The 12,501-nt window shown below is 54.9% G+C and carries 9 protein-coding genes; 8 read left to right on the top strand and 1 reads right to left on the bottom strand.

All coding sequences use genetic code 11. The features are described from left to right. Positions 1 to 1,513 (bottom strand): molybdopterin-dependent oxidoreductase (locus HZA03_07505; protein MBI5637798.1); only part of this gene is annotated, 1,513 nt, incomplete at its 3' end. A gap of 342 nt (positions 1,514 to 1,855) precedes the next feature. Between HZA03_07505 and HZA03_07500 the strand changes: the two genes are divergently transcribed. The 8 genes from HZA03_07500 to HZA03_07465 all read left to right on the top strand — a co-directional run bounded on the left by HZA03_07500 (position 1,856) and on the right by HZA03_07465 (position 12,488). Continuing rightward, positions 1,856 to 2,965, top strand: coding sequence for a tetratricopeptide repeat protein (locus tag HZA03_07500; GenBank protein ID MBI5637797.1), 1,110 nt, complete (start codon positions 1,856 to 1,858; stop codon positions 2,963 to 2,965). A gap of 21 nt (positions 2,966 to 2,986) precedes the next feature. Then, positions 2,987 to 6,103 carry a PAS domain S-box protein gene (locus HZA03_07495; GenBank protein ID MBI5637796.1) on the top strand — a complete coding sequence of 1,039 codons (3,117 nt, stop codon included), beginning with the start codon at positions 2,987 to 2,989 and terminating at the stop codon, positions 6,101 to 6,103. A 54-nt stretch (positions 6,104 to 6,157) separates the two neighbouring features. Next, a complete protein-coding gene (locus tag HZA03_07490) occupies positions 6,158 to 7,087 on the top strand; it encodes a LysR family transcriptional regulator (GenBank protein ID MBI5637795.1) in 930 nt (309 codons plus the stop codon). Positions 7,088 to 7,404: 317 nt separating this feature from the next. Continuing rightward, positions 7,405 to 8,376, top strand: a complete 972-nt coding sequence (locus tag HZA03_07485; GenBank protein MBI5637794.1) for a cytochrome-c peroxidase — start codon at positions 7,405 to 7,407, stop codon at positions 8,374 to 8,376. 182 nt (positions 8,377 to 8,558) lie between these two features. Further along, positions 8,559 to 9,089, top strand: coding sequence for a hypothetical protein (locus tag HZA03_07480; GenBank protein ID MBI5637793.1), 531 nt, complete (start codon positions 8,559 to 8,561; stop codon positions 9,087 to 9,089). A 439-nt stretch (positions 9,090 to 9,528) separates the two neighbouring features. Further along, positions 9,529 to 11,586: a HEAT repeat domain-containing protein gene (locus tag HZA03_07475; GenBank protein ID MBI5637792.1), complete on the top strand. Its 2,058-nt coding sequence runs from the start codon at positions 9,529 to 9,531 to the stop codon at positions 11,584 to 11,586. 15 nt (positions 11,587 to 11,601) lie between these two features. Then, complete coding sequence (locus tag HZA03_07470) at positions 11,602 to 12,063, top strand: cyclic nucleotide-binding domain-containing protein (GenBank protein ID MBI5637791.1); 462 nt, start codon at positions 11,602 to 11,604, stop codon at positions 12,061 to 12,063. Between the two features lie 26 nt (positions 12,064 to 12,089). Further along, positions 12,090 to 12,488, top strand: a complete 399-nt coding sequence (locus tag HZA03_07465) for a response regulator (protein ID MBI5637790.1) — start codon at positions 12,090 to 12,092, stop codon at positions 12,486 to 12,488. Positions 12,489 to 12,501: the final 13 nt, after the last annotated feature.

The following is a 12,501-nucleotide window of genomic DNA, read 5'->3' as shown; positions in this document are numbered from 1 at the left end:
TGTTCCAGCTCATGTTCGCCATGAAGAACATCAGCGTGTCGATGCGGTACGGATCGTAGTTGTGCGCGTTGGTGATGACCGATTGCATCATGCCGTGCGCCGTCAGCGGAAACTCCCAGCTAAACGCCTTGTCGATGCGGACGGGGTTGCCGCCGCTGTCCACCATCAGGTGGTCGGGGTTCGAGGGGAAGCCGAGTTCGGGATTGGGAAGCGGGGTGTTCGGCTTGATGAGGTCGGGCGAGTTGACCGGCTTGGGGCAGGGGGGGATCGGCTTGGGGAACGGGGCCTTGTAGCGGAAACCGCCGGGCCGGTCGATAATGCCGAGGAGCATCATGAATATCGAAAGCGTGCGGCCGGTCTGAAACCCGTTGCTGTGCGCCGCGATGCCGCGCATGGCGTGGACCGATACCGGTTTGCCGGTGACGGTCTTGTGGTCGCGTCCCCACACGTCCGTCCACTCTATCGGCAGGGTGATGACCTCGTCCCGCGCCATGATGCCGGCCTCCAGCGCCACGCGCTCTATCTGTTCGGCGGGAACGCCGCAGATTTTGGAGGCCTGCTCCGGCGAGTACTCCTTCATCACCCGTTCGTAAAGAAGCTGGAAGCCAGTGGTCAGCGTCCGCCCGTCAGGACTTTTGAAACGCCCCAACAGCGCCGGTTCGGTGTCCAACCGGTGGGCTTCCACCATCTTATTTGTTTTGAGGTCCCAGACCACATGCTGGGTCTGTTCCATATCTTTCTCGGCAAGCATGAAGGGCAGCCCTTCGTGGTCGCTCCCTTCGGTCATGTCGAGCAGGTAGGCCGCGTTGGTGGTATTGATGAGGAACTCTTTGTCGAAGAGGTTGTACTTCAGCAGGACATGTATCATCCCCATAATGAGCGCGCCGTCGGCGCCCGGCTTGACCGGCATCCATTCGTCCGCCACCGCGCCGTAGCCGGAGCGCACCGGATTGATGACCACCAGTTTGCCGCCGTGGTCTTTCAGTTGGGCGAGGCCCAGCTTTATCGGATTACTGTCGTGATCCTCCGCCACGCCGAAGAGGAACATGTACTTGCAGCGCTCGAAATCGACGCCGCCGAATTCCCAACTGGAGCCGCCCATTGAGTAGATCATGCTGGTGGCCATGTTCACGGAGCAGAACCCGCCGTGCGCGGAGAAGTTCGGCGTACCGAACTGTTTGGCGAAGTACGAGGTGAGCGCCTGCATCTGGTCGCGCCCGGTGAAGAACGCGAATTTTTTCGGGTCGGTGGCGCGAATATGCTTCAGCCGCGCGGTGAGTATCTCCATCGCCTGTTCCCACGATATTTCATCGAACTCGGCGTGGCCGCGCTCGGCCCCCTTCTTTCGCAGCAGCGGCTTGGTGATGCGCGCGGGGCTGAACTGCTTCATGATGCCGGAAGAACCCTTCGCGCAGAGCACCCCCTGATTGGTGGGGTGGTGCGGGTTTCCCTGGATGTACTTTATCCGCCCGTCTTTGAGCGTGATCTTGATGCCGCAGCGGCAGGCGCACATATAGCAGGTGCTGTATTTGATGTCCTCGCCCGGCGCGAGTTGATGACCGTCTTTCACCGTAAATTCAGGCATTGGCACCCCATTGATCAATTGTATGGCATGGATGTTATACATTGCCCGTTAATTCCGCAAAGCAGTAATTCTGATACGGCGATAAGCAATGCTTATTGAAGCGATGGATTCCGAATTTTTCCGCTTAGCTAAGCCTTGCGGTTTTGCATTATAATGTGACATTAAAAGTTATGGTTTTATGGATATGGGATATAATGGATTACCCGTGAAGCGCTTACCTATGGAAGAAAAACATGACTCTACCGCAACAGGAATTTCGGGAGGTTGGTTTTGGCTAAGACGCTAAGGGAATCGATGAAACCCGGCATATCGGTGCTTGTGATTGACGATGACCAGACGATGAGAAACGCCATGACCGGCCTTCTCAAATCGGAAATCGGGATTCAAGACATAACGACCGCCGGCAACGGCCTGCTGGGCTGGAAAGCATTGGAGGGGAAACCCTTTGCCCTCGTTCTGGTCGACTGGATGATGCCGGTGATGGACGGCTATAACTTCGTGAAAACCGTCAGGCGGGATGCCATGCGCCACAAAACAAAAATTATCATGATTACCTCGAAAAAGGGGGTAGCCGATGTTTCCGACGCGATGAATGTGGGCATAACGAGCTATCTCATAAAGCCGTTTGACAAGGATACCTTTGCGAGAAAGATACGATATGTCCTGGACTATTCCGGAATATCCCCGAAGGAATCGGAGTATCTGGACGAGGCGGATAAATTGCTGGTGGAAGAAGAATACGGCAAAGCCCTTAATTGTTTCTCAAAGGCGCTTGATGTTGTTCCGGCGCATGCCGAGGTGAAGCTGAAGTTGGCCTCGACTTTAATGAAAAAGTTTGATTACGACAAAGCCTATTCGGTCTTTTCCGAAATGATGAAAGGCGAGATACCCAGGGAAATCCTGCAAGCCTCAAGCGCCGCGATGGTGGAATTGGGCGACATTGACTTTGCCAAGGACCTGTTCAAGGAGTCGGCGGCGAAATACAGCGAGGCCGTCACCGCCGATCCTTCCCAGGTTGAAGGATACGTGGGTCTGGGCGAGGTTGACATGAAACTGGGCAACGTGGAATCCGCCAGGAAACATTTTGAAAAAGCGGAGACCCTGCTTCTCGATATCGGGGAGGACGACATTACGATGCTGAATAACATCGCCATACGCCACCGCCGGGCCGGGCGGCCCAGGGAGGCGGTGAAGATACTCGAAAATGCGCTCCAGCGGGCGCAGGGGAATCCGTACCTGCTTTACAATCTTGGACGGGCCTATCTGGATATGGATCAGATGGAGATGGCCGCGGTATGTTTCAGGGACGCTTTGAAAATCGATCCCGGCATGAAGGACGCTAAAAGAATGCTTATGCTCATCACCGGAAATGTTGGCTGACGCGGAGCGCCGGACGGGGATATGGCGGACATAACCGGGAATTTACGATGCCTTTTCAGGCGCCTGTTTTTCCGCATAGGCGCCGATATTTTCCTCATCATAATCATCCCGGCGGCTCTTATCCTTGTTGCGCTTGCGTATAACCTGAGGGAAAACGTCAGGGACGTAACGCTTTCCAAAATTGAAGAGAGGCTGAAGAACAAGGCGGATACGGCGCTCGGCAATTTGGATTTCATAGAGAAAGACCTCTCGTTAGTAGCGAAACATCTGGAGGAACATTTTTCCGGTTTGGGCAGCGGGGTAAAAGGCGTCGCCAACGGCGTTCCGCCGCCGGAGTGGTACAAGGCCGCCAAGTACAAGAACTTCATGGACGACCTTGAAACCATGCTTCTCATGAACAACGGGTTCCTGAAGGTGCGCGTCATAAACAATTCGGGGCGCGAAATCGTCAGGTTCGACAGGATCAAATCCGACATAAGGGAAATACCGTTCGGGGAACTGGAGGACAAATCCGGCCGCGATTATTTTAAAAACGCCATGGCTTATCCCGCCGGGAAGGTCTATCTCCATCCCATTACACTGGATGTGGAACGCGGTAAAATCCTCGTGCCCCATAGGCCTGTGATCAGGCTATGCCGGAAGATAGTACTGAACGGTGGAGAGACGCTTGGCATTCTCGTGCTGACGGTTAATCCGGATGCCGTATTCGGCCCCGAGAACCAAGGCGAAGGATCGGGAACCATGTTTATCGACGAGGCCGGAAATTACCTGCGCCACCGCGACCCAAGTCTGCTGCTTGGCGGGGAACATGGCCGAAAAGCCAACCTCTTCGAGGAACTCCCGCAATTGAAAATCAACCTCGGCAAAAAAGATACCATGGTGATTTTCGATGGCGGGAGGGGGGAGTACCGGGTATGGAGGAAGGTGTTTTACCGGGAAGATGACAAGTCGCATTTCTGGGTTTTCGTGGAACGGTATCCCGAGTTCTCCATCATAAGCGGGTATACGGGTATCCTGGTTAAAAGCGCCATAATTCTTGTTTTGGTCATTTTCGCGGGATTTTCCCTGGTTGTGGCGGTCATATACAGGTCTTTGCGGCCCATGCAGGATGTTACGGCGGCTATAAGGAAACTGGAGGCGGGGGATATGACGGCCCGTGCGCCCGCCGACGCGAAAAACGAGATAGGTGAAATCGCCGGCGCGTTCAACTCCATGTCGGACAGGTTGAACCGGACGGCTCTTGAACTTCAAAGGTCTATGGCCCTGACGAAATCCATTTCCGACATCGCCCCCACAGCCCACATAATCGCCGACAGCGGGGGAGCGATCATTTCCGTCAATCCGGCGGCGGAACAGATGTTCGGGTATGCGGCGGGGGAGATGATCGGGATAAGCGTGAAGGCGCTTACTCCTTCCTTCAAGGAAGATGAGTATTTCAAATACATTCAGGATTACATCAATTTCAAGAAAACCGGCTTGCCTGAAAAAAGGAATACGGTAAGAACTCCCAAGGAAGTGGTTGCCGTAAAGAAAAACGGAGAATTTTTCTATAATTCCCTCTTCATCAAGGAAGTTCCGCTGGCGGGTGAAGATGTGTTTGTGGGGATAATGGAGGATGTAACGGAACGCAGGGAAGCCAAAATCGCGTTGATGGAAACAGCAAGAAACAGCGATGCCATTATGAATGCGTCAGACGAAACGCTTGCGTTAATAGGTGAGGAGGGGGATATTATCGCCCTCAACGAGGCCGGGGCGAAACGGCTTAACGCAACCCGCGCCGACCTTGTTGGGAAGTCGATATTCCAGATTCTTCCGCTGGAACTGGCCATGAGCAGGATGGAGTATTTTGCACAGGCGGCGCGCACCGGCAAACCCGTTAAATATGAGGATGAGCGCAATGGCATGTTTTTCTCAAATTCCATTTATCCCGTTATTGATAAAAACGCGCAGGTGACAAGGTTTGCCTTATTTGCCGCCGACATTACCGAACGCAAGCAGTGGGAACGTGCGCTGGCGGAAAGGGAAGCAAAACTGCGGGACTCGTATCTGAAATACAGCGCAATAATAGATCACGTTTCCAGCGTCATTTACACGCTCTCCGTCGCAGGCGAACTGACATTCATCAGCAAAGAGGCCGAAATGATTATGGGAGCCTGTGTAAATGAATGCCTGAAAAAACACTCTCTGTGGGAAAACCTTGTCATGAAGGAGGACATGGGGAAATATTTGGAGTTCAGGGGCGGCATTTTGGCTTCAAACGAAACCAAGAAGCTCCAATACAGGATTAAATGCGGGGACGGCTCAAATGTATGGCTGGAGGACAAATGCTCCCCCATACATGACCATGATGGGAGGGTGGTCTACTACCAAGGGATAGTGGACGACATAACGGAACTTAAAAATCTTGAGCAGATGAGGGATAATTTCTTCCATGCCGTGGTGCATGATCTCAAAAGCCCGATCACCGGCATCAAATTGGAACTGGATATGCTTGCAGGCCAAATCACCTCATTTTCGGCGGAGTGCTCCACCAAGGAACCGTGTCAAAAAACTTTTAACAGTTATGAAGCCTCGTTGAAACAAAAAATCGCCGATATAGGCGAGGGGATTGACCAGCTTCACCTAATGATACAAAGCCTGCTTAAACTGGGGGAGATCGAAGAGGAAAAACTGGAATTGTATTACGAACCCTTCGCGGTGAATGACCTTTTAGGGGAATTGGAGCGGGATTTCCGGGGACGGGCCGCCGCCAAGGGGGTGAAAATTGAATTACGGAATGCGTTCCCCGGCACGGTTATCGCCGATCTCAAGTTGCTCAAAAGAGTTCTGCAAAACCTTGTCGATAACGCCGTAAAGTACTCCTTCGCCAATACAACAATAACCATCGAGGCGAATTGCGCGAAGAAAGGGGGAAGCTGCGAGAATATCGTCATATCGGTTGCAAATACCGGGCAACCTTTGACGGAGAATAAGATAAACGCCCTTTTCCAGAAATTCAAAACGCACGGCCATGCGGAGTCGGGAAGCGGCATCGGCCTCTTCTTCTGCCATAAGACCATGAACCTGTTGGGTGGCGGAATATACGTGGATCAGGATGCCACCGCCATAACCTTCCACATATTTTTCCCGAATGGTTGACGTCTGGAATGAAATATAATCCGCAACATACTTTGCAGATCGGGAGATGCCCTTATGCTTGATTTCCGCTATAGCGTGTTTCTGTCGGTCGCCCGCCATTTGAGTTTTTCAAAGGCGGCCAAGGAACTTTCGCTCACGCAACCGGCGGTCAGCTTTCAGATACGCCACCTCGAAGAGCAGTTCAAGGCGCGCCTTTTCGTCCGCTATCCCAACCGGATCGAGCTGACCCCCGTCGGCGAGCTTCTCTATAAAGAACTTGCCCACATCCATCAGGAAAGCCGGCGGGTGATGGAGAAGGTGATGCAGAAGCTGGGCCAGTCGTGGGGAACCCTCGTCATCGGCGCGTCAACCACCATCGGCAATTTCTTTCTGCCGCCGGTGGTGGCGAAATTCAAGCGTAGTCACGCTAACGTTGTGATTAAGTTGCTGGTGGATAACACCGATCAGGTGTTGACCTACCTTGCCGACGGCATTATTGATTTCGCCATCGTGGAAGGGCCGGTGAAATCGAAACATTGGGCCACCGAAGAGGCGTTCGTCGATGAACTGGTGGTCATCGCCCCGAAGGACTACGCGCACGAGCATCGCGGCGTGATAAGCAAAAAACAGGTCGGGGAGGAACCGTTTGTCTCGCGCGAGGCGGGCAGCGGCACACGCGCCGTCATCGACGGCCTCAAGGTGGCGGGAAAGCCGCTCATTCCGGCGCGGAACATCATCCTCGAGATGGGAAGCAGCACCGCCATCAAAAAGACGGTGGAAGGGGGGCTGGGGCTATCGCTGATTTCGCGCATGACGCTGGATCACGAGTTGGCGCTGGGGACGCTGAAGGTGTTACGGGTGGAAGGGTATCCGATCTACCGCCCGATTTCGTTCGTATTCCCCCGCGGCATGGAGGCCGCACAACCTGTGAGGGAGATGTTGAATCTCTGCCGCGACGCCGGAAAGAAAATCACGGCTCAAGTTCAGCCGCACGGCAGGAAATAGCCGCAAATCAACAATAGGTGGAAATAGGGATAGTGGGTCAATTTGAAATTAACTTGGTAACAGAGTAGTCCCCTCCTTTGCAAGGAGGGGATACAGGGGAGGTTTTTAACCCCTCCTGCACCTCCCCTTGCACTGCAAGGGGGGGAAAAAAACGGGATAATTCAAACTGACCCACTACCGAAATAGGTGGATGCTTGACAAATTTTCCGGCGCTGGTTATAATTGGACTAAATAGGTAATAAAACTCCAATTAAACCTGCGGCGCTGAACATGGAAGCGGGGTTCCGGTCAGGAATCCGGTTTCAAGAGGGGTTCGTATGGTTGGCTTGTGGTACAAGAATTTCGCGGCCGCGGCCATTGCGGCCGGGATGGCCCTCTCAATGACCGCGTATGCGGCCGATGGGAACTTCGGCGGAATCGTGGAGCTTGGCCGCTCTCTCTATTTCGACCCCCGGCTTTCGGCGGACGATACGGTTTCCTGTTCATCATGCCATTCGCCCGAGCATGCCTTTACCGACAACAAAACGGTCTCCACCGGCATTCGCGGACAGGCCGGCGGCCGGAACTCCCCAACGGTGATCAACAGGTTGTATGGCAAATCGCAGTTTTGGGATGGCCGCGCCTCCTCGCTTGAAGAGCAGGCCAAGGGGCCGATTGTGAACCCGGTGGAAATGGGGATGAAAGATCATGCCACTCTCGTGGCGAAGCTGAAGGGCATTGAAGGATACGCCGAATGGTTCAAAAAGGTTTTTGGCGGGGAACTGAATATCGACGATTTGGTCAAAGCCATCGCCGCGTTCGAGCGAACCGTTGTTTCGGACGACTCGAATTATGACCGTTACCTTTCCGGCGAGCAAAACGCGCTAAATGCTTCTGAACGGCGCGGTTTTGATGTATTCAAAGGCAAGGGGCGGTGCATGATCTGCCACGGTGGCAACAATTTCACGGACGAGTTGTTCCATAACCTGGGGGTGGGGATGGATAAGCCAACTCCCGACCTTGGCAGGTATTCGCAAACCAAAGCGGAGCGGGACAGGGGCGCATTCAAAACCCCCACGCTGCGGGATATCGCTTCAACCGGCCCTTACATGCACGACGGCAGCGAAAAGACGCTTGAAGATGTCGTGGAATTCTATAACAGGGGGGGAGTGCCGAATTCCAACCTTGACAGCCTCATGAAAAGGCTGGGTTTGAACCAAGGGGAAAAGGAAGACCTGGTGGCGTTCATGAAATCCCTCAGCGGCGCGCGGTGGCGGGGGATCACCGCTCCCGCCGGGTTTCCGAGGTGACGGTTGCGGGAAAAACGCAAACACGATGGGAAAGCAACAAGGAGCAATCCTTTGTTCAATAAGTCAATTGTGATTTCGGGGAAAATATTATTTCGGAGGATACTGTCATGTTAACGTCAACGTATGTTTATTGGCACGTCCGCGGATATTGCAAGGCTTCAGCGGCGGCATTGGTTGTGGGCATGTTGATGATCGCCCTTCCGGGCATTTCGGCCGCGAAGGAAGAGACGGCGCATCAGCATAACTTTTCCCCAAGCTATGTCCTGAACATCGACCCGGCCACCAGCGACCTTGTCGGCAAAGCGGTGGCCAAAGAGGTTGGCGAGTTCTTTAACGATGCCGAAAAAGCCATCGAAACCGAGGATGTCGCCAAGCTGATGGGCCTGTATTCGGAAGCGTACACGAACGGCACACACCGGAAGGCCGACATCGCCACCACATGGAAGACGATTTTTGCGGAGTTTAACTCTCTGGCAATGACCCACAATATGCGGTTTGTCACCACCGATCCCAAAAGCAATGTGATAATAATCCGCTGCAGCGGGATATTGGTCGGCGTACCTAGCGTCGATAAGGGACTGATCGCCCTTGACTCGTGGATGAATACCGACCACGTTCTTGTCAGGGAAGGCGGGAAATTCAGGATCATCGGTTCGTCGGGCGCGGAGCAAAAGCGGCTCTGGTTCGATAAGCCCCTGCATCCTCTTTTCTGACGGCCTTTATGGGAAGGGCGGGAAATTTTCTCCGCCCTTTGCCGCTTTCCGGGATTGACATACCTTCAGCCTTCCGCAACCGGTTGAACAAAAAAATGTCTCAGTTTGAGATTGCCGCGGCCATCTTCGATGGCCTCGCAATGACAAATTGCTGTCATTGCGAGCGTTAGCGAAGCAATCTCGTGCTCCATTCAAACATTAATTTCAAACTGAGACCAACAAAAACGGGACGTCATTTTTTTCGCCGCGGTTATGGTAAACTTTATCAGTTAGGCGGCATTTGACCGTAACCGGAATCATCATGGGAGAGCGCGGATGTATTTTTCGCCAACGGTGTACATTGGCATCGTTGTTTTTGTAATAATCGTGAACATTTGGATGCTGGTGCGTTTTCTGAAAAAGGCGGCAGGCTGGACAAAGCCGGACGATCCTGAAAAGCATGTTTGACGGATTTAAAATAAAACGGCTGGTGAGCCAGATTCTCAGCTCGCCGGGGCAGGATACCAGCCCCTATGTGCGGTCGTTGCGCACGTATGGCGCGGATGGGCTTGATGCGCTGGTGGAAGCCTTTGTGGCGCATAAAATCACCGATGCCGATTTCGAACGCTGTTTCACCGCTTTTTACGAACGCGAGCAGATGGAGCTTTTCATCGGCCTTTTGGGACACCCCAAGGAACTGGTGCGCTCGCTTACCCGCGGGATACTGGAAAAGAAGGCCGCGCATACCGCTATTCCCCGCCTTGTCGAAAGGCTGAAAGAGCAGAACGTAATGCTCCGGCGCGGCATCGCCGACCTTCTGAAAAAAATCGGTTCTTCCGCCGCGCTCGATAAGCTCACCCCGTACCTGCAAGAGAACGACAAGGAATTGAAAGGGATTGTGATCGGACTTATTGCGGAACTGGGGGGGGCGCAAGCGGCGGGTTATTTGATGCCGCTGATGAGTTCGCCTGATTGGTGGCTCCGCAAGAAGGCGGTGGAGGCCATTTGCAAGGTAAAGGATTCCGCCAGTATCGGCCCGTTGGTCGATCTGCTGAAGGCGGAACGGGATCCGAAGATAAAGATGACCGTTATCCAGACGCTGGGGCAAATAGGGAACGCCGTCGCCGCGCGCGCCATCCTCTCCAGCATCGGCGATAACGACCTCGTCGTCCGCCAGATGGTGGTGGAGGCGCTGGAGAATATCGCCGATGAATCGCTGGTGCCGGAGATCATCAATTCCATGCGCGAGGCGGATGTGAACGTGCGCCGCGCGGGAGTGGAAATTCTGAGCAAGCTCAAGAGCGTCGATTCCGCCGAGACGCTCATACGGTGCATACAGGACTCCGACTGGTGGGTGCGCGAGATCGCCATCGACGCGTTGGCGCTGGTGAATAAGCCGGAGGTGGGAAGCCGGGTGCGGGAGCTGTTCGCCAGCCCCGACGAAAACGTCCGCCGCGCCGCGGTGGAATATTTCAACCGCCTGCCGGATCCCGCCACCTTCGACGCGCTGGCGGCGGTGTTGAAAGACCCGGACTGGTGGGTGCGCGAAAAGGCGGTTTCCGCCCTGGGCAAACTGCGGGACGAACGGGCCATCGACCTGGTGATGGAACTGCGGAACGACTACGACGTTCGCTGGGTGGTGCCGCAGGCGCTGGGGGATATCGGCGGCGCGCTGGCGGTGGAGCACCTGTGCGATTTCATGGACGATCCGGAGCGCAACGTCCGGATGGAGGCGCTCAAATCGCTGGGGAAAATAAAGGACAAGAATACCCTCGGCGTCATCAAGGCATCCGTGAAAGACAGCGACGGCGACATCCGCGACCTGGCCCTTCAAATCATAAAGGACATGACCGGCCATGCCGTGAAGGCGAACCAGATCATTGCCGAGCAAACGCGTGAAAAATGGTCCGGCGGCAGCACCATTTTCACCAGCCCGTTTATGGATGGGGCGCGCGTGCGGGTGGAGGCGATCCTTGTGCTGGATCTCGCCAACAGCACCGATATCGGCGCGAAATACGGCGATGAATTCGCTTTCCGGCTGACGAACCGTTTGGTGGAGGAAACGAAGCCGCTTTCCACCAAGCACCGCGCCCGCTTCACCAAGAGCACCGGCGACGGTTACCTTATGGCCTTCAACGAAATCGCCCACGCGGTTAATTTTGCGCGGGATATCCTCGATACCCTGAAGAAAAGCAACGCCGCCCATCCCCCCCAGGAGCGGATCGACGTGCGCATCGCCATCAACGTGGGGGAAACCCGCATCGACGACAAGGGAGACCGGCTGGGAACCGCCGTGAACATGACCTTCCGCGTGGAAGGGGTCAAGCCGAAGGATCTGATACCGGACGAGGGGGGCATGAAACCGGAAGAGATGCCGTTGCTGAACCGCATCTTGGTGACGGAGCCGGTGAAACAGGACTTGGAAAAAAACGGGCTGGCGAAAACGCGGCTCATCGGTTTTTTCGAACTCAAGGGGATACCGGGCAGGCACCGGATTTATCAGGTTACCGCCGACTGAAGGAGGGGCGCGATTATGGAACGTACCAAACAGAATGTGATGAACCTGCTGCGGGAGTTGCCATTTTTTGATTCGTTTGACGACGCGGATATCCAGGCCTTTGCCCCGTACCTGAGCCTGCGGCAGGTGGAGGAGGGGAGCACCCTGTTCAACGAAGGGGATATGGGGAACTATCTTTTTTTTATCGTGGAAGGGGTGATGGAGATTATCCTCACCGCCGAGAACCGGCAGCAGAAAGTCGTCGCCACCTACGGCCCCGGCGCATCCATCGGCGAGATGGCGCTCATCGACGAGTATGAGCGTTCCGCCGCCGTCCGCGCCACCACCGCGTGCGAAATCCTGATCCTCACCAAGTCGAAATTCGACATGTTGCAGGACGATAACCCGCGGGTGGCTATGAAGATAATGAAGGGGCTGGCCCGCAACATCAGCCTGCGCCTGCGCGCCACGCAGGGACGTTTCCGGGATATTATTTGAACTCCGCTATCCGGCCGGCGGCGCCAGTGACGGACGGCGCGGCGGGGCAGTCCGTCCCCAAAAAAATTCTCATCGTGGAGGACAGCGAGGACATTCTCAGCATCGTCCGCTTCCTGCTCAAGCGGGAGGGATTTGAGGTGTTGACCGCCGCCGACGGGCGGCAGGCCGAAAAAATGATTGATGACGCGGCGCCCCCCGACGCGGTGGTGCTCGATGTCATGCTGCCCTATGTGGATGGCTTCACCCTTCTGAAAAAAATCCGGGCGTCAGCTTCTTGGCGCAACGTGGTTGTCATCATGCTCACCGCCAAATCGGGACAAAAGGACGTGCTGCACGGACTCGACTCCGGGGCCGACGACTACATGGTCAAACCGTTTGATACCGCCGAACTCCTCGCCCGCCTGCGCCGCCTTCTTCGCCGCTGACTCCCCCCGTTTA

Source organism: Nitrospinota bacterium (assembly GCA_016217735.1).
Taxonomy (GTDB): domain Bacteria; phylum Nitrospinota_A; class UBA7883; order JACRGQ01; family JACRGQ01; genus JACRGQ01.
The sequence above is the reverse complement of the archived record's forward strand: the minus strand, read 5'-3'. Positions and strand labels throughout refer to the sequence as shown.